This is a genomic window from Nocardia sp. CA-290969 (assembly GCF_050936135.1).
Classification (GTDB): Bacteria; Actinomycetota; Actinomycetes; order Mycobacteriales; family Mycobacteriaceae; genus Nocardia.
Genome location: NZ_JBNJNJ010000001.1, coordinates 1,341,848 through 1,360,904, shown reverse-complemented (window position 1 = coordinate 1,360,904; position 19,057 = coordinate 1,341,848). Strand labels below are relative to the sequence as shown.

Below are 19,057 nucleotides of genomic sequence, written 5' to 3'. Positions count from 1 at the left end.
AGCGGCGAAGAGTTTACGCGACCCGCCAGCGTCGCCTGTACACGCCGCGGCGCGTTGCCGCGCGAATGTTACATATTTCCGGCAACGCCGGAGGGCGTGCCAAGTCCCCGAAACGCCCGGCGAACCGGTGCGCCGCGGCCCTTCGTATCCGCGGGCCGCGGCGCCGGCGGCGGTACGGTCAGGCGGCCGAGGTCACCCGGTAGACGTCGTAGACGCCCTCGACATTGCGCACGACATTGAGCAAGTGGCCCAGATGTTTCGGATCGCCCATCTCGAAGGTGAACTTGCTGATCGCCACCCGGTCGCCGTGGGTGGTGACCGACGCGGACAGGATGTTGACCTTCTCGTCGGCCAGCACCTTGGTGACATCGGAGAGCAACCGCGTGCGATCCAGCGCCTCGATCTGGATGGCCACCAGGAACACCGAATGCGGCGAGGGCGCCCATTCCACGTCGATGATCCGCTCCGACTGCTCGCGCAGCGAATCGGCGTTCGTGCAATCGATCCGGTGCACACTGACCGAACCGCCGCGGGTCACGAAGCCCATGATCTCGTCGCCCGGCACGGGCGTACAGCATTTGGCCAGTTTCGCGACGGTGCCCTCGGCACCGGGGATCAGCACACCGGCGTCCCCGCTGAGCCGCTGCCGCGGCGGAGTGGTGGACGGGGTGGAGCGTTCGGCGAGTTCGTTCTCCACATCGCCGATTCCGCCCAGCTGCGCCATCAGCCGCTGCACCACATGGTGCGCGGAAACCTGATGTTCGCCCACGGCGGTGTAGAGCGCGGAGATATCGCCGTAGTGCAGTTCGTGCGCGACCGCGGTCATGGCGTCGACGTTCATCAGCCGCTGCAACGGCAGCCCGACGCGTTTGACCTCCTTGTTGATCTGCTCCTTGCCGTTCTCCAGCGCCTCTTCCCGGCGCTCCTTGGCGAACCACTGGCGAATCTTGGCCTTGGCCCGTGGCGAGACCACGAAACTCTGCCAGTCGCGGCTGGGCCCGGCATTGGGCGCCTTCGAGGTGAAGACCTCGACGACCTCACCGTTCTCCAGTTGCCGCTCCAGCGCGACCAGCCGGCCGTTCACCCGGGCGCCGATACATTTGTGCCCGACCTCGGTATGCACCGCGTAGGCGAAATCCACCGGGGTGGATTTCTGCGGGAGCGTGATCACATCACCCTTCGGGGTGAAGACGAAGATCTCCGGGGCCTTGAGGTCGAACCGCAGCGATTCCAGGAACTCGGCCGGATCGGCGGCCTCCCGCTGCCAGTCGAGCAACTGCCGCATCCAGGCCATATCGTCGACCTCGGCGGCGTCACCGGAATGGCGGCCCTTGGTCTCCTTGTAGCGCCAGTGCGCGGCGATGCCGAATTCGGCCGTGCGGTGCATGTCGTGGGTGCGGATCTGCACCTCGAGGGGTTTGCCGTCGGGGCCCACGACGGTGGTGTGCAGCGACTGGTAGACCCCGTACCGCGGCTGGGCGATGTAATCCTTGAACCGCCCGGCCATGGGCTGCCACAGCGAATGCACCACACCCACGGCGGCGTAGCAATCGCGGACCTCGTCGCACAGGATGCGGATACCCACCAGATCGTGGATATCGTCGAAGTCCTTACCCTTGACGATCATCTTCTGATAGATCGACCAGTAGTGCTTCGGACGGCCCTCGACCGTGGCCGGTATCCGGGACGCGGCCAGCGTGTTCACGATTTCGGCGCGCACCTTCGCGAGGTAGGTGTCACGTGACGGCGCCCGGTCGGCGACCAGCCGGACGATCTCGTCGTACTTCTTCGGATGCAGGATCGCGAACGCGAGGTCCTCGAGCTCCCATTTGACGGTCGCCATTCCCAGCCGGTGTGCCAGCGGCGCGATCACCTCGAGGGTTTCGCGGGCCTTCTTGGCTTGTTTCTCCGGCGGCAGGAACCGCATGGTCCGCATATTGTGCAGCCGATCGGCCACCTTGATCACCAGCACGCGCGGGTCGCGGGCCATGGCGATGATCATTTTGCGGATGGTCTCGGCTTCGGCGGCCGCGCCGAGATTCACCTTGTCCAGTTTGGTGACGCCGTCGACCAGGTGCGCGACCTCGGAGCCGAAATCGGCGGTCAGCTGTTCCAGCGTGTACCCGGTGTCCTCCACGGTGTCGTGCAGCAGGGCCGCGACCAGCGTCGTGGTGTCCATCCCCAGTTCGGCGAGGATATTCGCCACCGCCAGCGGATGGGTGATGTACGGGTCGCCGGATTTGCGGAACTGGGTGGCATGGCGTTCGTCGGCGACATCGAAGGCACGCTGCAACTGGGTGAGGTTCGCCTTCGGATACAGGTCGCGGTGCACCGTGGCCAGCGGTTCGAGGACCGGTTTCACCGCGGGAATCCCCCGCTGACCGGTCATCCGCCGGGCCAGCCGGGCGCGCACCCGCCGGGACGCAGAACTCGGTACGGCGCCCGACTGGCGGGGCGGCTGGGGCGTGGCGGCGGGACGTGGCCGGTCCGGGGTGGCGGGGACCCCGGCACCGTTGGACTGCGATCCCGATGTCTGCTCGACATTCGCCTCGCCCAGATGCTGAGTCATGCCACCACCTCTCCGTGCCGCGGCGCAGCACCGCAACGCTTCAGACCACCAACTTTAGCCCCCGCAGCAGTACGGGAAACCCCACAGCAACACCATCGACACCTATCGATACGCCGACCACCCCGATACAACACCGTAGGCGACCCCGGCGTTCCCGGAATGCGCGGGTCAGGGTTCATGCCGGCCCATCGGATTCGTCCGCCGTCGGCGCCTCGCCGAGCCCGTCCGGGGTGAGTTCGAGCCGCCGGGTGATCCCGATATCGGCCAGGAACCGCGGATCATGGCTCACCACCAGCAGGGCACCCTGGAACGCCGCCAGCGCCTGGGTGAGATGACGCAGGCTCACCAGGTCCAGGTTGTTGGTGGGTTCGTCGAGGATCAGCAGTTTGGGCGCCGGTTCGGCCAGCAGCAACATGGCCAGCGCCGCCCGCAGGCGTTCACCGCCCGAGAGCGCGGCGGCGGGAACATCGGCGGCGGCACCGCGGAACAGGAACCGCGCGAGCTGGGCGCGGATCTGTTCCGGGTCGGCGTGCGGGGCCCCGGCCGCCACGTTCTCGAAGACACTGCGCGTCTCGTCGAAGAGATCGAGCCGCTGCGGCAGCATGCGCCACGGCACCCGCGGCGGTTCGGCGGTGATCCGCTGCAGCAGCGTGGTCTTGCCCGCGCCGTTGCGACCGGTGATCGCCACCCGTTGCGGACCGTCGACCGCCAGCGATACCACCGGGCCGTTGGCCAGCCGCACCTCTCCCAGCACGACCACCTCCTGCCCCGGGTACAACCGGGTATCCGGCAGCTCGACCCGGATCTCGCGGTCGTCGCGTAACAGCTCTTCGGCCTGTTCGAGCCGCTCCTTCGCGTCCTGCACCTTCTCGAGATGGTTGTTGCGCAGTTTGCCCGCCGAGACCTCGGCCTGCCGCTTGCGCTCCCCCATCACGATCTTCGGTTCCCGTTTGTTCTCGTACATCTTCTGCCCGTACCGCTTGCGGCGGTCCAGTTTGATCCGCGCCTCCACCAGCTCCCGGGACTGTTTGCGCATATCGCTACGGGCGTCGCGGATCGCGGCCCGGGCGGTCTCCTGTTCCTGTTCGAGGATCTGCTCGTAATCGCTGTAGTTACCGCCGAACATCCGTAACCGGCCGGCGCGGAGTTCGGCGATGGTGTTCATCCGCTCCAGCAGCTCTCGATCGTGGCTCACCACCAGGACGGTGCCGGAGAACTGTGCGATGACGTCGTACAGGAGGGCGCGGGCCGCCGAATCGAGGTTGTTGGTGGGTTCGTCGAGCAGCAGTACCTCCGGTTCGCGCAGGAGTTCGGCGACCAGGCCGAGCAGTACCGTCTCACCGCCCGACAGTGTCTCGAGCCGGCGGTCCAGCTGGTCGACGGATCCGGCGAGGTACCCCAGCCCGAGCCGGCCGAGCAACGCCACGGCGCGTTCCTCGACATCCCACTGGGTGCCGACACAGTCGAAATCGGCGTCGACACCGGTGCCGGTTTCGATGCGATGCAACGCTTTTCGCACCTCGTCGATACCGAGAACCGCGTCGACCCGCTGCCCGACCGCCAGCCCGAGGTCCTGGCGCAGATAACCGAGGTGACCGGATACGGTGATCGATCCACGGGCCGGCCGCAGCTCACCGGCCAGCAGCCGCAGCAGCGTGGATTTGCCGGCACCGTTGGACCCCACGAGGCCGATATGCCCCGATCCGAGGACGGCATCGAGCCCGTCGAATACCGGCGTGCCGTCCGGCCAGGAAAAACAGAGATCGGAAAAAGTAACAGTGCCCACGGTTGCCCCTGAGGTATCGATACGGACGCGGCGCGCAGAAACGCGGGCCGCACGAGCGACTACCTCATGAGAGCAACGGCAACTCCGATCCCCGGGAACAAGACCCCGGCGAGGTTACATCACCGTGAGCAAGGACGCCAGCATTTTCTCCGGAGCGGGCCGACCGGCTCGGTATACCGGGGCATCGCGGGGGAGACGGGGCTCCGGCACGCCCGCACCGGGGCCGCGCACCCTGTGACGGTCAGACCGTAACGATCGAGGTGACCGGATAATCGCCCTGGCGGGCCCGCCCGCCCAAGGCTTCGATCTCCAGCACGACCGCCGCGGCCACGACATGCGCGCCGGCGGTGGCGAACAGATCCGCCGCCGCGGCCAGGGTACCGCCGGTGGCCAGCACATCGTCGAGCAGCAATACCCGGCGGCCCGCCAGGTCTACACCGCTGGCGGGCACCTCCAGCGCCGCGGTCCCGTACTCGAGTTCGTATTCGCGGGTGATCACCGGCGGGGGCAGTTTGCCGCGTTTGCGGACCGCGAGAACCCCGGTACCGAGCGTTGTCGCGACCCCGGCGCCGAGGAGAAATCCCCGGGCATCCACGCCGGCGACCAGATCCGCGTCGGGGACCAGCGCGGCCAGGCAATCCACCACGGTCCGGAAACCCTCCGGATCCGCGAACACCGGTGTGAGATCGGCGAACCGCACCCCGGGCTCGGGGAAATCGTCGGCCCAGCGGGTGTAGCGCCGGACCAGCTCGGCGGCCTGACCACTGCGTTCCGCGGCGATCTCGGCGGGCTCGGCCGCCGCATGCTTGCTCATCGACACACCTCCATCGTCACCGGTCCCGCGCCGGTTCACCGCTCCAGCACCCACTGATCCATATTCCAGCCCGACCCGGCCCGAGTGGGCCCCGCGATCCCGTTGCGCAGACCACCGGCGAAGGCGATGGTGCGCGGTGTCGCGAACAGCGGAACACTGGGCAGCTGGGCCCACAGCAGGTTCTCGGCTTCGGTCATGAGATGCAGCTGGTTGGTCGAATCGGTTTCGGCCGCAAGCTGTTCGGTGATGGCATCGAAACGCCCGTTGCGGAACTGGCCGACGTTGAGGCCGCTTCCGCTGCGCAGGCCGCCGATCGCGGCGATACCGTCGAGCGAACCGGCGGGGCCGGGCATTCCCCCGGGGCCGCCGAGTACCGCGTCCACCGCGCCGTCACGCAGCTGCGCCGGGCCGAAATCCGGGGTCCCGGCGTCCTCGACGGTGATTCCGGCCGCCTTGCACGCGTCGGCGATCATCGACACCGTCCGCGCCCGCCGGACGTCGGGAGCGAGATAGCCGACCCGCACGACCAGCCCGTCCTTCCCGGCGTCCGCCAGTGCCGCCCGGGCACCCGCGACATCACCGGTCGCATACGGGCCCGACGCGCCGGTCGCGGCCGGGTAGAACAGCGAATCCTGCTGCAATGTCCGGGAATTGGACACTCCCGCGCCGAGCCCGGCTTCCGGTGCCTCCGCGACACGGCCGAGTTGGTCGAACAGCGCCTGCCGTGGCACACACAGCGCGAACGCGCGCCGCGCGGCGGTCGATTCGAACACCCCTCCGGTGTTGAGCACCAGTTGTTCGATCCCGCGGCTGGGTAGCTGCTCGACAGCGTAGGCGTCGAGGTTCACCTCGGGCAGCGATCCGGAGCCGATATCCACCACCGCCACCGAACCGTCCTCGATCCGGGCCGCCAGATCCGCCGGTTTCGGATACACCACGATCCGCCCGGTCGCCGGGGCCTCGCCCCACCAGCGCTCGTTGGCGACCAGCACCAGTCCGTCCTCGAGACCGTACGATTCGATCCGGTACGGACCCGAAGCCGGGAAACGGGCGATATCCAGATCGCCGGGTTCGAGGTTCCAGCCGGTGTTCCAGAAATCCGCCAACCGGTCCAGCGCGGCCCGGTCGTCGTTCTGGACCGCTGCGACGATATCGGGGACATTCGCCGCCTGCGCCGCCACATGCGCGGGCATCAGCTCACCGGCACCGAACAGGGTGCGCCAGGGCTGATACCGGGTTCCGGGCCGGAACACCACGGTGCCGTCCTTGGATCCGGGCTGGCATTCCACCCGCTCGATATCCTCGTACCCGGCCGTACTCGCCGAATCGAAGCGCGGGAACCGGCCACTGCGGGCCGCCCAGGTGAACACCAGATCGTCACAGGAGGTGGGCACGCCGTCGGAGTAGACACCCTGCGGGTTGAGCCGGTACTGGATGGTCTGCGCCTCGCCGGGCACTTCCTTGGCGGTCCCGGTATCGGTATCGGCGACGGGCTGGCCGTCGGGCCCGGTGTAGAAGAACCCGGTCAGCACCCGGCCGAAGACGGCCTGCGCCGAGGCCGCACCCGCCGTCGTACCACCGTTGAAACTGGCCACCGCGGTATCCACGGCGTAGCCGATCGAGGGAACCTGGTCCTCACCCGAACATCCCGCCACGAGCCCGGAGGCCGCGGCGGTGGCCGCGAGCAGCGCGAGTGTCCGGCGCAGATATGGCAGTCGCATCGAACCGTACCCCTCGTATGTCAGTGCCGCCTCTGTCGTTTTCCGGTGGGGCGCGCGCCGGGCACGGGCCCGGTCGAGCCGGTGGTGCGTGGCGCGCGCGGTGCGCGGTTCTCGCCACCGGGGCTGCGCCGCGGTGCCGGCCCGGCCTCCTGCGGGACCCGCCCGGTACGCCGGGCCTGCACCTTCTTCGTATGCGCGGCCACCGGACCCCAGCGTTCCTTGATCGACACCAGCAGCGGGGTGGCGAAGAAGATGGACGAGTAGGCCCCGACCACCGTGCCGACCAGCTGTACCAGCGCCAGATCCTGCAGGGTTCCGACACCGAGCATCCACACCGCGATCACCATGAGCCCGATGATGGGCAGCGCGCCGATCAGTGTGGTGTTGATCGACCGCATCAGGGTCTGGTTGATCGCCAGGTTCGCCTGTTCTCCGTAGGTGCGCCGGTTGGTGTGCAGCACACCGCGGGTGTTCTCCTCGACCTTGTCGAAGACGACCACCGAATCGTAGAGCGAGAAACCCAGAATGGTGAGCATGCCGATCACCATGGCCGGTGTCACCTCGAAACCGACCAGCGAATAGACGCCCGCGGTGACCAGCAGGTCGAAGACGAGAGCGGCGAGTGCGGCCAGCGCCATATCGCGTTCGTAGCGGATACCGATGTAGATGCTCACGAGCACCAGGAACACGGCGAGCGCGATCAGCGCCTGCCGGGTGATCTGGCCGCCCCAGGTTTCGCTCACATCGGAGGCGCTGATCGCGTTGCGGCTCGGCGTCCCGTTCGCGTCGGTCGGCTGGAACTCCTCGAACAGCGCGGTCTGCAGGGCACCCAGTTGTTCGGCGTCCAGCGTCTCCGAGCGGATCAGGATGGTCGCGCTGTCGCCGGTGCCGACGGTCTGCACCGATTCCGGCTCCGAACCGATCGTGTCCGAGTACACCGTCTCCACCTGCTCGGTGGTGGCGCCACCGGCGGGGAGCTGGATCCGGGAACCGCCGACGAAATCGATACCGAAGGTGAAACCGCGCACCGCGATACTGAGCAGGCAGATCAGCACGATCACCGCGGTGATGAGATACCAGCGGCGGCGGTTTCCGACCACATCCAGCACACCGGTCCCGGTGTACAGGCGGTTCATCCAGCTGTGCCGGGCACCGTTGTCGCGGGGCGGCTCGGCCTTGTCCATGGTTACGGGACTGTTCATCGTCACGCCTTCCCCACCGCGGCCTCGGCCGCCTTGCGTTCACGGGCGAGCTGCTGCATGGCGCCCAGACCGTTCACCGAGGGCTTGGCCCAGAAGGTGGAACGGGCGGCCAGTTGCACCAGCGGAGCCGTCACCAGGAACACCACCACGACATCGAGGATCGTGGTCAAGCCGAGGGTGAAGGCGAACCCGCGCACCTGCCCGACGGCCAGCACGTACAGTACGGCCGCGGCGATGAAACTGACGGCGTTACCGGAAAGAATGGTCTTACGGGCGCGTTGCCAGCCGCGGGGTACCGCGGAACGGAAACTGCGGCCCTCCCGGATCTCGTCCTTGATCCGTTCGAAGAACACCACGAACGAGTCGGCGGTCATACCGATACCGATGATCAGACCGGCGATACCGGCGAGATCCAGGGTGAACCCGATCCAGCGGCCCAGTAGCACCATGATCCCGTAGACCGCGATACCCGAGCCGATCAGCGACAGCGCCGTCAGGAAACCCAGCATCCGGTAGTAGACGAGGCAGTACAGCAGCACCACGATCAGACCCACGGCGCCGGCGATCAGGCCCGCCTCCAGCGAGGCGAAACCGAGGGTCGCGGAAACAGTTTCGGCTTCGGAGGTCTCGAACGACAGCGGCAGCGAACCGTACTTCAGGGTGTTCGCCAGGTCCTGGGCGGAGGAGGCGTTGAAGTTACCGGAGATCTGGGTGCGTCCGCCGAGCTGCGGGCCCTGCTGCACCACCGGGGCGCTGACCACTTCCGAGTCCAGGACGAACGCGACCCGCTGCTGCACGTACTCACCGGTCAGCGACGCCCACGCGTCACTGCCGCCGGATTTGAATTCCAGCGAGATCTCGTGGCGGGACTGTTCGGTGTTGAATCCGGAGGTCGCGTCCGCGATCTCCTGACCGTCGATCCGGCTCTTGTCGAGCAGGAAGACCTCGGTGCCGTCGGTGGAACAGGTGACCAGCGGCAGATTCGGGTCGTCGTTACCGGCCAGCGGATCGGCCGCCGCGCAGTCCATCGTCTGCATCGCCAGCTGCTGCATGGTCGGGTCGGTGCTCTGCCGCAGCGCCTTGGCCGCCGCGATCTCCTGCTGCGCCTGTTCCTGCGGGCTCAGCGATTCGTCGGCCGGAGCAGGTTCACCGGGCGCCGGGGCGGGGGCGGTTTCGCCCGGGGCCGGAGCCGGAGTGGTCTCGGTGGGAGCCGGCGGCTCGGGCAGCGGCGTTCCGGGTGCCTGCGCCGGGCGGACCTCCAGCTCGTCGGCGGGAATCGGTGCCGCGGCCGGAGCCTCCGGCTCCGTGGCGGCAGCCTCCGGTTCGGTGGCAGGAGCATCCGGTTCCGTGGCAGGAGCTTCCGGGGCCGATTGCCCGGGGACCGCGGGAGTGCCGGTTCCGTCACCGGCCGGCGGCGTCCCCTCCGCCGGAGCCGGTGCCGGCTGCGCGGGCGACTCGGGCACGGCCGGTGGGCTGGGCTGCCCGGGCGGCTGCTGGGCCTGCTGGCTACCGGGCGCCGGAATGGCCTGCAGTACCGGGCGGATGTAGAGCTTGGCGGTCGTCGCCAGCGTCCGCGCCTGCTGGCTGTCGTCCCCCGGGACGGTGATCACCAGGTTGTCGCCGTCGATCACGACCTCGGAGCCGGAGACGCCGAGGCCGTTCACCCGGTTCTCGATGATCTCCTGGGCCTTGGTCAGGCTGTCCTGGCTGGGCCGGTTCCCGTCCGGGGTCCGGGCGGTCAGCGTGACCCGGGTACCGCCCTGCAGGTCGATGCCGAGTTTGGGCGTCGGTGATTTGTCACCCGTGAAGAACACCAGCGCGTATATCGCGGCCACCAGCACGCCGAAAAGGGCGAGCCAGCGGAGTTGATGCGCCGATCCCTGGGACGGTGGCACAGGTCGTCATCTCCTAGACGGAAGTTCGGGGTGGAACGGCCACGGCACATGCCGAGACCACCGGTCGCCCGGGATATCCGGTCCGGTGGCCGGGCCGTGGAATTCAGTCCTTGGTCAGCCGGGTTTCGGTCTGCTTCGGGGTTTCCTCCGCAGCCGGCGCGGCGGTTTCGTCCGCGGGCGCCTCGGTGGCCTCGGCGGCCGGCTCGTCACCGGCGCTCTCGGCGGCGAGGTCGTCGTCGGTGCGCACCTCACGGATCGCCAGGCGCAACCAGGTGGTCACGACATCCTCGGCGATCTCCAGATCGACCGTGGTGTCGTCGACGTCGACCACGGTGCCGTACAGCCCCGAAGTGGTGGTGACCCGATCACCGACCTGCAGGTTGTTCTGCATCTGGGTGACCTTGTCGGCCTCTTTTTTCTGGCGGCGCATTCCGAGGAACATGAATGCCAGCAGGCCGGCCAGGAGGAGCGGAAACAGCAGCGATTCCATGGGCGAAGTCAGTTCCTGATCTGGGGGTGCGGGGACAGGTACGCCCACAGTCTGCCAGTTCGTTCGCCCGGTGCCACACCCGCACGCCGGAAACGAGGTCTGCACCCGCCGCGGCCGCATCCGGCGGTGGGCCGTCCGGTCGCGGCGAACCACCTGCCGGGCAACCGGTTACAGCCATAATCGGGTGGTGACACCCGACGATGTGCACCACATCACCTTCCCGATGGCGCCCTGGGGTCGCCGCGGCTACCGAGTCGACGACGTCGATGATCTGCTCGACCATATCGCCGCGGTGCTGGCCGGGCGAGCGCCCCTCGACACCATGCGGTTGCGCGATGAGCCACGACCGGGCGGCAGCCTGCTGAACCGGGGCTACAACGCGGACGCGGTCGACTCGTTCCTACAGCGCGTCCGCACCGAATTCGGGCTCTGACCCGCCGCCGAACAGATCGAGAGTTGGTTGGGGCTCGCGGCCGCGGGCCTCGACGACGCCGAAGGGCAGGTCCGGCGGGGGTGTGAGACCGAGGTGGGTCCAAGCCGCCGCGGTCGCGACCCGGCCGCGGGGTGTGCGCGCCAGCATCCCCGCCCGCACGAGGAACGGCTCGCACACCTCCTCGACCGTCGTGGCCTCCTCGCCCACCGCGACCGCCAGGGTGGACACGCCGACAGGTCCCCCGCCGAAACCACGGATCAGCGCACCCAGCACCGCCCGGTCCAGCCGGTCCAGACCCAGCGAATCTACGTCGTAGACCTCGAGCGCGGCCCGGGCCACCGGCAGCGTGACCCGGCCGTCGGCCCGAACTTCGGCATAGTCCCGGACGCGGCGCAGCAGGCGGTTGGCGATGCGGGGTGTGCCACGGGAGCGCCCCGCGATTTCGGCGGCCGCCTCGGCGTCGATATCGACCCCCAGGATCTGCGCGGACCGTTGCACGATGAGCAGCAGTTCTTCGGGCTCGTAGAAATCCATATGGCCGGTGAAACCGAACCGGTCGCGCAGCGGCCCGGTCAGCGCCCCGGAGCGGGTGGTGGCGCCGACCAGCGTGAACGGGGCGATCTCGAGCGGGATGGACGTCGCCCCGGGCCCCTTGCCGACCACCACGTCGACCCGGAAATCCTCCATCGCCAGATACAGCATCTCCTCGGCGGGCCGGGCCATCCGGTGGATCTCGTCGATGAACAGCACATCCCCGGCGACCAGATTGCTGAGCATGGCGGCCAGATCGCCGGCGCGTTCCAGCGCCGGGCCGGAGGTGATCCGCAACGCCGTGCCCAGTTCGCCGGCGATGATCATCGCCAGACTGGTTTTACCGAGGCCGGGCGGGCCGGACAGCAGAATATGGTCGGGGGTGCCGCCACGCGCCCGGGCACCGCGCAGCACCAGGGTCAGCTGTTCCCGGACCCGGGGCTGCCCGATGAATCCGTCCAGCGAGGTGGGGCGCAACCCCGATTCGATCTCACCGTCCGAGGGCAGATAACCGGCACTGACCGGGGAATGTTCCGGATCCAAGGCGTCGTCGTACTCCATGAGCGCTAGCGGTCCTCGAGGTGTCGACGGGGCATGAGCGAGGGCCCTGCGTGGTCACGCTGCACTACCGCCTCCGGGCCCGACTCACTCATGCCAGCATCCCCAGGGCCGCGCGCAGGGCGGTGGAATTATCGGCGTCCGGCTGTTCGGCAAGTACCGCGTCCACCGCCGGTTCGGCCTGCTTCAGCGTGAAACCGAGGCCGGTGAGCGCCTCCACGACCTGGTCGCGCACCGGCGTCCGGACCGGTACGGGCACGGCCCCCGGCTTATCCGCGGGGACCGGCACCAGATTCACCTTGTCCCGCAATTCCACGACCATCCGCTCGGCGCCGCGCTTACCGATTCCCGGCACCCGGGTCAGCGCCGCGATATCGCCGGCGGCCAGCGCCTTGCGCAGGGTCTCGGGTTCCAGCACCGCCAGCACCGCCATCGCCAGCCGCGGTCCCACCCCCGAAACGGTCTGCAGGAGGCCGAACAGATCACGGGCCTCGGTATCGGCGAACCCGTAGAGGGTCATCGAATCCTCGCGCACGATCAGCGCGCTGTAGAGGCGGGCCTGTTCGCCGCGGGTGAGACCGGCCAGCGTGGCGGGTGTGGCGTTGAGCTGGTACCCCACCCCGGCCGCTTCGAGCACCACGTGGTCGAGAGCGAGTTCGACCACCTCGCCGCGTATGGACGCGATCACCCGCGCACCGCCTTCCGCTGCTGTTCCAGTCGTTCCGTGTACTGCCGGCGGGCCCGTTCGGCCAGCGCCTCCGCCGCGGCCATCCGCTCGATCAGCGGTGCCCGCCAGCAATGGCAGATGGCGAGTGCCAGCGCGTCGGCGGCATCGGCCGGTTTGGGCGGCGTCGCGAGCCCGAGGATCCGGGTGACCATCGCGGTCACCTGTTTCTTGTCCGCCCCACCGTTACCGGTGACGGCGGCCTTCACCTCACTGGGAGTATGGAACATCACCGGGATATCGCGGCGCGCGGCCGCCAGCGCGATCACCCCGCCCGCCTGCGCGGTGCCCATGGCGGTGCGCACATTGTGCTGGGCGAAAACCCGCTCGATCGCCACCACCTCGGGGCGGTGCACACCCATCCACTCCTCGGCGGCATCGGCGATCCGCAGCAACCGCCGGGCCAAATCGAGATCGGCCGGGGTCCGCACCACATCGACGGCGACGGCCCGGACACTGCGCCCCGCTCCCCCGTCGACCACGCTCAACCCGCACCGGGTGAGCCCGGGGTCGACGCCCATCACCCGCACCCGCACAACCTTTCCCAGAACGAACAGTTGTTCGAAGTCTAGTGCAGGACACGATTTCTCCCCCGCAGTGACACGGACGTCCGCTCCGCAGGCACGGCCACCCGCGCTCGCATCCGTCGGCGGACCGCCCGCTACGCGCCGATCAACGTACGACTCAGCACTTCGATCCAGGACACCGCCGACCGCCACGGGCGAGGACACCGTGCCGAAGCTCGCAGCGATTCACTCCGGCGCCGTCCACGAAACACTGCGGCCCGGGTCGATCCCGATCCCCGGTTACTACGCGAGCTGCGCGGCGAATACGTCGTAGGCTGCGGCGTCGAACAGCACGAACCGCACTTCCTCGACCGTGGTGGGCTGTTCCCGGACCGTGGCGACAGCGATCCGGGCGGCATCGTCCATCGGCCAGCGGTAGGCGCCGGTGGATATCGCCGGAAAGGCCACCGTGCGTGCCCCGAGTTCACCGGCGACCCGCAGGGATTCGCGGTAACACGACGCCAGTAGCGGCGCCAGCTGCGCCGCCCGGTCCCCGCGGGCCGACCACACCGGGCCGACCGTATGGATGACCCAGCGGGCCGGCAGGTCGCCGGCGGTGGTGGCGACAGCCTGGCCGGTAGGCAGCCCCCTCGGGTAGTCGGTCTGCCGCAGCTGCCGGCATTCCGCGAGAATCGCCGGCCCCCCGCGCCGATGGATGGCCCCGTCCACACCGCCACCACCGAGCAGCTCGGAGTTCGCGGCATTGACCACCGCGTCGACCTGCTGTTCGGTGATATCTCCGCGCACGACCGTCACAGCCACCATGCCGTCATTGTGCAACCACGCCCCACACCTGCCCGGACGGCACGCGCCCCTTTCCTCCGATCGAGACCCGGAAGCACTGGACAAAAGAGTAACCACCTGGTTACGCTTTCGTCGTGGACGAGGTAGCCGCGGCGATCGCCGACCCGGTGCGGCGCGAAATCCTGCTCATGCTGCGGGAGACGCGTCTCACCGCAGGTGCCGTCGCGGCGCGGTTCGCGATCAGTCGTCCGGCGATCAGCCGTCACCTGCGCGTCCTGCGCGACGCCGGGCTGGTGCACGACGACCTGGTGGGCAGGAAGCGCTACTACTCCCTGGACACCGCACCGTTGCGGGACCTGCGGTCCTGGATCGACGGCCTCGACACTCCCGCGGTCTGGGAAGAGCGGTTGGACGCGCTGACCACCGAGGTCTACCGGACCCGCCGCGAACACCGTCGCGCCGAACCCGAAAAGCCCGCCGGCCGGACGACAGCAGAACCCGACGACCTGGAGAACTACGCATGACCACGCCACCGAGCGGACGACTGGAGAACACGCCGAACGGGCAGGACATGATCCTGACCCGCACCTTCCGCGCACCCGTGGAGGATGTGTGGGCGAGTATCACCGAATCCGGACGTACCGCCCGCTGGTTCGGGCCGTGGAAAGGGGAAGCCGGAGCCGGCCGGACCATCCAGGTGCAGCTCGTCTTCGAAGAGGGGCAGCCCTGGGCCGACTACACGATCGAGGCCTGCACGCCACCCCGCCACCTCGCGCTGCGCACGGTCGACGCGTACGGCGACTGGCATCTGGAGGCCACCCTGACCGAACACGCCGGGCAGACCGAATTGGTGTTCACCCACCATCTGACCGAGCCGGAGATCGCCGGTTCGGCAGGCCCGGGCTGGGAGTACTACCTCGATATGCTCGGGGCGGCCCTCACCGGCGCGGACCGCCCCGATTTCGACGACTACTACCCCGCCATGCGGGAGTACTACGAGAACCTGATCCCGCGCTGAGCAGGTTCGTATCGGCGGGAGTGCAGTCCCCCGCCGACCGCCGATCGATCACTCGTCGAGTTCGGCGAGAACCTCGTCGGAGATATCGACGTTGGTGTACACGTTCTGCACGTCGTCGCTGTCCTCCAGCGCGTCGACCAGCTTGAACACCTTGCGGGCCCCGTCCACGTCGACCGCGACGTTCACCGACGGCTGGAAGCCGGATTCGGCGGAGTCGTAGTCGATACCGGCGGACTGCAGGGCCGAGCGCACCGCGACCAGGTCGCCGGGTTCGCTGATGATCTCGAAGGATTCACCGAGGTCGTTGACCTCCTCGGCACCGGCGTCGAGCACCGCCATCAGCACATCGTCCTCGGAGAGGCCGTTCTTCTCCAGCGTGACGACACCCTTGCGGTGGAACAGGTAGGCCACCGAACCCGGATCCGCCATATTGCCGCCGTTACGCGTCATCGCGACCCGGACCTCGCCCGCGGCGCGGTTGCGGTTGTCGGTGAGGCATTCGATCAGGACCGCGACACCGTTGGGGCCGTAGCCCTCGTACATGATGGTCTGCCAGTCGGCGCCGCCGGCTTCCTCACCCGCGCCGCGTTTACGAGCCCGCTCGATATTGTCGTTGGGGACCGAGGATTTCTTCGCCTTCTGGATGGCGTCGAACAGAGTCGGGTTGCCTTCCGGGTCGCCACCACCGGTTCGGGCCGCCACCTCGATGTTCTTGATCAGCTTGGCGAACAGCTTGCCGCGCTTCGCATCGATCGCCGCCTTCTTGTGCTTGGTGGTGGCCCATTTGGAGTGGCCGCTCATTCCCCTACTTCCTTCAGGTCGATGGCAGTTCTGCCGGTCCACGCTACCGGGGGGCCGGGTAGACAATTCCGCCACCCTACTCGCTGCGCGGCAGGCGGGCAGTTCAGCGGTCGCGAACCAGATCGACGAACAGGCGGTGCACCCGGTGATCTCCGGTGACCTCGGGATGGAACGAGGTGGCGACCACATTGCCCTGGCGGACGGCCACGATCTTGCCGGCCGCCGGGCCGCTGGGCACCCGGGCCAGCACTTCGACCCCGTCGCCGACCCGCTCGACCCACGGCGCCCGGATGAACACCGCGCGCATCGGCCCACCGTCCACCCCGGCGAACTCCAGATCGGTTTCGAAGGAATCCACCTGCCGGCCGAACGCGTTGCGGCGCACGGTCATATCGATCCCGGACAGATGCCGGGCATCGGGTCGGGTATCGAGCACCTCGCCGGCCAGCAGGATCATCCCGGCACACGAACCGAACGCGGGCATCCCGTCGCGCAGCCGGGCCCGCAGCGGTTCGAGCAGGTCGAACACCTGCAGCAGTTTGCTGATCGTGGTCGATTCGCCGCCCGGCAGGACCAACGCGTCGACCGCGGCGAGCTCGGCCGGGCGGCGCACCAGCACCGGCTCGGCACCGCACAGGTCCAGCACCCCGACGTGTTCGCGGACATCGCCCTGCAGAGCCAGCACACCGATGGTGGGCCGGCCGGTGGACGCCACGAGATCGACTTCCGGCCGGCTGTCCCGGGAAACCGCTGCATCGTTCACCTGTGCGAGCTTACGAGGCGGCCCGGTGTGCCCGCGGTCACGCCGGACCGTCGCCGAGCGACCGCTCGCTCGTGCCGGCGACCCGAGACGCCCGTTCGGGACCGAGGAACGGTTGGGCGGCCCCGAACGGCTCCCCGCCATCCCGGGGTGAACCACTCGGTCCCAGAGGAGGCATCCGATACGCTCCTCCGCCCACCGGCCGCGCACCCCTGCCCGGCGATCTCGATCGCGATCGAGCGTCCCGCGAGGTGCGCGACGGTAGACCCGGTGCGGCGGCGCAGGTCACTGTCGCAGGGTGCGGATCAGCCCCTCTTGGACGACGGCGGCGACCAGCCGCCCGCCGCGGTCGAAGATCTTCCCGCCGGTCAGTGCGCGACCGAACCCGGCCGAGGGCGAGGACTGGTCGTAGAGCAGCCAGTCGTCGGTGCGGAACGGGCGCAGGAACCACATCGCGTGGTCCAGCGAGGCGTTCTGGGTGGGTTCGTCGGGGTGGGTGACCTTCGATGAACCGAGCAGCGTCATATCGCTCATATAGGCGAGCGTGCACACATGGAACAGCGGATCGTCCGGCAGCGGATGCCGGTAACGGAACCACACCTGCTGCGGGGACACCACGCCGGGACGCTGGGTCACCTGTTCCTGCGGGACCGGCCGGATATCCCAGTGCTCCCACTCCCGCATCGCCCACAGGCGTTCGGGATCCATCGACGTCTTGGCGTCGGGCAGATCGTCGGGCGGCGCCACCGCGGCCATCTCGTCCTGGTGCGAAGGCCCCTCGTCACCGACGTGGAACGAAGCGGACATCGTGAAGATCGCGGCCCCGTCCTGCACACCGGTCACCCGGCGGGTGCAGAAGGAACGGCCGTCCCGGATCCGGTCCACCATGTACACGGTGGGTGCGGACGGGTTACCGGGGCGCAGGAAGTAACCGTGCAGCGAATGCACCTGGAAACGCGGCTCCACCGTGCGCACCGCCGAAACCAGCGCCTGACCCGCCACCTGACCGCCGAAGGTCCGGGGAAGCTGGGTTTTGGGGTACGCGCCGCGGAAGATATCGCGCTCGAGGCGTTCGAGCTCCAATGCCTCTTCGATAGTCGCCATCCGCCGAGATTATCCCGAACAGTCCGATTTCCCATTGTCCGCCGGGGGGTAATCCCCGTCACCGATCGTCGATGCGGACCTGCTGTGATGAACGGGTGCCGCGCTACACCCCGACCACGAAGGACGCGCTCGCCGAGCAGGTTGCCCGGCGATTACGCGATTCCGGCGGGCAACTGGTCGCGGTCGACGCCGCCGATGCCGCTCACCCCCTGGCGTTCGCCCGGCTGGCGGCCGACCGTCTCCGCGCCGACGGCCGGCCCGCCGAACTGGTCTCGCTGCACGATTACGTCCGGCCCGCCTCGCTGCGAATGGAATTCGGCCGCGACGAAACGGCCTACCGAAACGGCTGGTTCGATTATCCGGCGCTGCGCCGGGAAGTTCTCGACCCGCTGCGTACGGACGGGCAGTGGTTACCCGCCCTGTGGGTCGAAGCGACCGACCGCTCCGCGCGCGCCGTCCGCCGCCGCGCGAGTCCCGGGACCGTCCTGTTCGTCGCGGGTCCGATGCTGCTGGGCCGCGGCCTCCCCTTCGACCTCACCCTGCGGCTCCACCTCAGCCCGGCCGCGCTCACCCGCGGCACGGCAGCCGCAGACGCCTGGACCGTTCCCGCCCTGCTGGCCCACGACCGCGAGAACCCCGAGATCCCGGACTATTTCGTCCGCTGGGATCACCCGGACCGTCCCGCTCTGCGCACCGATTCCGGCTGAGTGTTCAGCGCCTCCGCGCTCTCGGCGCCGCGTTTCCCGGCGGCCGGAGCGGCGATCTGCGGGCCGCACGCGAACTCGGCACAACCTCGTGCCGCCAGCTGGCGTTCTGAACGTCGGGGTCCCCGACCGATCGGAATCCGGGATGAGTACGGTGGGTTAACCGTACCCCCCTCGGGTATCTACTACGACCGGGGATCGATGATCTCGCGGTCACTTCGACGAGCAGCCGGAGCAGCCGCACGCGACGAAAGGACAGCAGATGCATTCCCATGAGGAAGCCAAGTTCATGGCCGACATCAAGGAGGCCGCGCCCGAGATGGTGTCGGCGTTCTTCGGATTCGACAAGGCTGTGTTCGGCAAGAACACCGGAAACCTCGATCTGGCCACCCGGGAGCTGATCGCGGTCGGAGTCGCGGTGACCACGCAATGTCCGTACTGCATCGAGGACCACGCCGCGCGCGCGGTCGAGGCCGGCGCGTCCAAGGCCGATATCGCCGAAGCGGTCATGGTCGCCGCCGCCCTGCGAGCGGGCGGCGGCGTCACGCACGGATGGAAGGCGATGAAGAGCATCGCCGAGGACGAGTGAGCCCACACACGCCGGCCTCCGCGAGGCCACCGGCGCCGGAAGCCTGCG

General features: G+C 68.7%; 19 protein-coding genes. 5 read left to right on the top strand and 14 right to left on the bottom strand.

Features of this window, described 5'->3' with window-relative positions:
- Window positions 1-178: 178 nt before the first annotated feature.
- The 7 genes from ACQEVO_RS06435 to yajC form a co-directional block, all read right to left on the bottom strand.
- Window positions 179-2,569: a RelA/SpoT family protein gene (locus ACQEVO_RS06435; protein ID WP_432909829.1), complete on the bottom strand. Its 2,391-nt coding sequence runs from the start codon at window positions 2,567-2,569 to the stop codon at window positions 179-181.
- A gap of 175 nt (window positions 2,570-2,744) precedes the next feature.
- Entirely contained in the window at window positions 2,745-4,355 is a 1,611-nt protein-coding gene (locus ACQEVO_RS06430) for an ATP-binding cassette domain-containing protein (protein ID WP_432909827.1), read from the bottom strand.
- A gap of 241 nt (window positions 4,356-4,596) precedes the next feature.
- Window positions 4,597-5,169: an adenine phosphoribosyltransferase gene (locus ACQEVO_RS06425; protein ID WP_432909825.1), complete on the bottom strand. Its 573-nt coding sequence runs from the start codon at window positions 5,167-5,169 to the stop codon at window positions 4,597-4,599.
- A gap of 35 nt (window positions 5,170-5,204) precedes the next feature.
- Complete coding sequence (locus ACQEVO_RS06420) at window positions 5,205-6,890, bottom strand: ABC transporter substrate-binding protein (protein ID WP_432909823.1); 1,686 nt, start codon at window positions 6,888-6,890, stop codon at window positions 5,205-5,207.
- Between the two features lie 20 nt (window positions 6,891-6,910).
- Window positions 6,911-8,092: a protein translocase subunit SecF gene (gene secF, locus ACQEVO_RS06415; RefSeq protein ID WP_432909821.1), complete on the bottom strand. Its 1,182-nt coding sequence runs from the start codon at window positions 8,090-8,092 to the stop codon at window positions 6,911-6,913.
- 2 nt (window positions 8,093-8,094) lie between these two features.
- On the bottom strand, window positions 8,095-9,987 hold the full coding sequence (gene secD / locus ACQEVO_RS06410; RefSeq protein ID WP_432909820.1) for a protein translocase subunit SecD: 1,893 nt from the start codon (window positions 9,985-9,987) through the stop codon (window positions 8,095-8,097).
- A 103-nt stretch (window positions 9,988-10,090) separates the two neighbouring features.
- The gene (gene yajC, locus ACQEVO_RS06405) at window positions 10,091-10,477 is read right to left on the bottom strand and encodes a preprotein translocase subunit YajC (RefSeq protein WP_432909818.1); all 387 of its coding nucleotides are present in this window, start codon (window positions 10,475-10,477) and stop codon (window positions 10,091-10,093) included.
- A gap of 187 nt (window positions 10,478-10,664) precedes the next feature.
- Here yajC and ACQEVO_RS06400 point away from each other — a divergent pair, with 187 nt between their 5' ends.
- On the top strand, window positions 10,665-10,910 hold the full coding sequence (locus ACQEVO_RS06400; RefSeq protein ID WP_432909815.1) for a DivIVA domain-containing protein: 246 nt from the start codon (window positions 10,665-10,667) through the stop codon (window positions 10,908-10,910).
- Here the strand turns inward: ACQEVO_RS06400 and ruvB are convergent.
- From ruvB to ACQEVO_RS06380, 4 genes are all read right to left on the bottom strand, one after another.
- Window positions 10,878-12,002 carry a Holliday junction branch migration DNA helicase RuvB gene (ruvB, locus tag ACQEVO_RS06395; protein ID WP_432909813.1) on the bottom strand — a complete coding sequence of 375 codons (1,125 nt, stop codon included), beginning with the start codon at window positions 12,000-12,002 and terminating at the stop codon, window positions 10,878-10,880. The two genes, ACQEVO_RS06400 and ruvB, sit on opposite strands and share 33 nt — an antisense overlap.
- Before the next feature lie 88 nt (window positions 12,003-12,090).
- Complete coding sequence (gene ruvA / locus ACQEVO_RS06390) at window positions 12,091-12,687, bottom strand: Holliday junction branch migration protein RuvA (protein ID WP_432909811.1); 597 nt, start codon at window positions 12,685-12,687, stop codon at window positions 12,091-12,093.
- Window positions 12,684-13,253 carry a crossover junction endodeoxyribonuclease RuvC gene (gene ruvC / locus ACQEVO_RS06385; protein WP_432909808.1) on the bottom strand — a complete coding sequence of 190 codons (570 nt, stop codon included), beginning with the start codon at window positions 13,251-13,253 and terminating at the stop codon, window positions 12,684-12,686. The genes ruvA and ruvC overlap by 4 nt, the downstream gene beginning before the upstream one ends.
- 279 nt (window positions 13,254-13,532) lie before the next feature.
- Window positions 13,533-14,054, bottom strand: a complete 522-nt coding sequence (locus ACQEVO_RS06380) for an O-acetyl-ADP-ribose deacetylase (RefSeq protein WP_432909805.1) — start codon at window positions 14,052-14,054, stop codon at window positions 13,533-13,535.
- A gap of 113 nt (window positions 14,055-14,167) precedes the next feature.
- On the opposite strand from ACQEVO_RS06380, the gene ACQEVO_RS06375 reads away from it, so the two are divergent.
- Both ACQEVO_RS06375 and ACQEVO_RS06370 read left to right on the top strand, forming a co-directional pair.
- Window positions 14,168-14,557 (top strand): metalloregulator ArsR/SmtB family transcription factor, encoded by a 390-nt coding sequence (locus tag ACQEVO_RS06375; protein ID WP_432909802.1) that lies wholly within the window; start codon window positions 14,168-14,170, stop codon window positions 14,555-14,557.
- Window positions 14,554-15,051, top strand: coding sequence for an SRPBCC family protein (locus ACQEVO_RS06370; RefSeq protein ID WP_432909800.1), 498 nt, complete (start codon window positions 14,554-14,556; stop codon window positions 15,049-15,051). Before ACQEVO_RS06375 ends, ACQEVO_RS06370 begins: the two co-directional genes overlap by 4 nt.
- Window positions 15,052-15,099: 48 nt before the next feature.
- Here ACQEVO_RS06370 and ACQEVO_RS06365 read toward each other — a convergent pair whose 3' ends face one another.
- From ACQEVO_RS06365 to ACQEVO_RS06355, 3 genes are all read right to left on the bottom strand, one after another.
- A complete protein-coding gene (locus ACQEVO_RS06365) occupies window positions 15,100-15,852 on the bottom strand; it encodes a YebC/PmpR family DNA-binding transcriptional regulator (RefSeq protein WP_432909798.1) in 753 nt (250 codons plus the stop codon).
- Window positions 15,853-15,955: 103 nt separating this feature from the next.
- Window positions 15,956-16,567, bottom strand: coding sequence for a pyridoxal 5'-phosphate synthase glutaminase subunit PdxT (gene pdxT, locus ACQEVO_RS06360; protein WP_432922397.1), 612 nt, complete (start codon window positions 16,565-16,567; stop codon window positions 15,956-15,958).
- Between the two features lie 330 nt (window positions 16,568-16,897).
- Entirely contained in the window at window positions 16,898-17,716 is an 819-nt protein-coding gene (locus ACQEVO_RS06355; RefSeq protein WP_432909796.1) for an acyl-CoA thioesterase, read from the bottom strand.
- Window positions 17,717-17,811: 95 nt separating this feature from the next.
- On the opposite strand from ACQEVO_RS06355, the gene ACQEVO_RS06350 reads away from it, so the two are divergent.
- Together ACQEVO_RS06350 and ACQEVO_RS06345 are read left to right on the top strand one after the other, a co-directional pair.
- On the top strand, window positions 17,812-18,423 hold the full coding sequence (locus tag ACQEVO_RS06350; RefSeq protein ID WP_432909794.1) for a hypothetical protein: 612 nt from the start codon (window positions 17,812-17,814) through the stop codon (window positions 18,421-18,423).
- Window positions 18,424-18,682: 259 nt separating this feature from the next.
- Window positions 18,683-19,009: a carboxymuconolactone decarboxylase family protein gene (locus ACQEVO_RS06345; protein ID WP_432909793.1), complete on the top strand. Its 327-nt coding sequence runs from the start codon at window positions 18,683-18,685 to the stop codon at window positions 19,007-19,009.
- Window positions 19,010-19,057 lie beyond the last annotated feature (48 nt).

What these genes read in the sequence shown, in the direction of transcription:
- ACQEVO_RS06435 (WP_432909829.1), bottom strand. Translation starts at nt 2,569, where the DNA reads ATGACTCAGCATCTGGGCGAGGCGAATGTCGAGCAGACATCGGGATCG.
- ACQEVO_RS06425 (WP_432909825.1), bottom strand. Translation starts at nt 5,169, where the DNA reads ATGAGCAAGCATGCGGCGGCCGAGCCCGCCGAGATCGCCGCGGAACGC.
- ACQEVO_RS06420 (WP_432909823.1), bottom strand. Translation starts at nt 6,890, where the DNA reads ATGCGACTGCCATATCTGCGCCGGACACTCGCGCTGCTCGCGGCCACC.
- secF (WP_432909821.1), bottom strand. Translation starts at nt 8,092, where the DNA reads ATGAACAGTCCCGTAACCATGGACAAGGCCGAGCCGCCCCGCGACAAC.
- yajC (WP_432909818.1), bottom strand. Translation starts at nt 10,477, where the DNA reads ATGGAATCGCTGCTGTTTCCGCTCCTCCTGGCCGGCCTGCTGGCATTC.
- ruvB (WP_432909813.1), bottom strand. Translation starts at nt 12,002, where the DNA reads ATGGAGTACGACGACGCCTTGGATCCGGAACATTCCCCGGTCAGTGCC.
- ACQEVO_RS06380 (WP_432909805.1), bottom strand. Translation starts at nt 14,054, where the DNA reads ATGGTGGCTGTGACGGTCGTGCGCGGAGATATCACCGAACAGCAGGTC.
- ACQEVO_RS06370 (WP_432909800.1), top strand. Translation starts at nt 14,554, where the DNA reads ATGACCACGCCACCGAGCGGACGACTGGAGAACACGCCGAACGGGCAG.
- ACQEVO_RS06365 (WP_432909798.1), bottom strand. Translation starts at nt 15,852, where the DNA reads ATGAGCGGCCACTCCAAATGGGCCACCACCAAGCACAAGAAGGCGGCG.
- ACQEVO_RS06355 (WP_432909796.1), bottom strand. Translation starts at nt 17,716, where the DNA reads ATGGCGACTATCGAAGAGGCATTGGAGCTCGAACGCCTCGAGCGCGAT.
- ACQEVO_RS06345 (WP_432909793.1), top strand. Translation starts at nt 18,683, where the DNA reads ATGCATTCCCATGAGGAAGCCAAGTTCATGGCCGACATCAAGGAGGCC.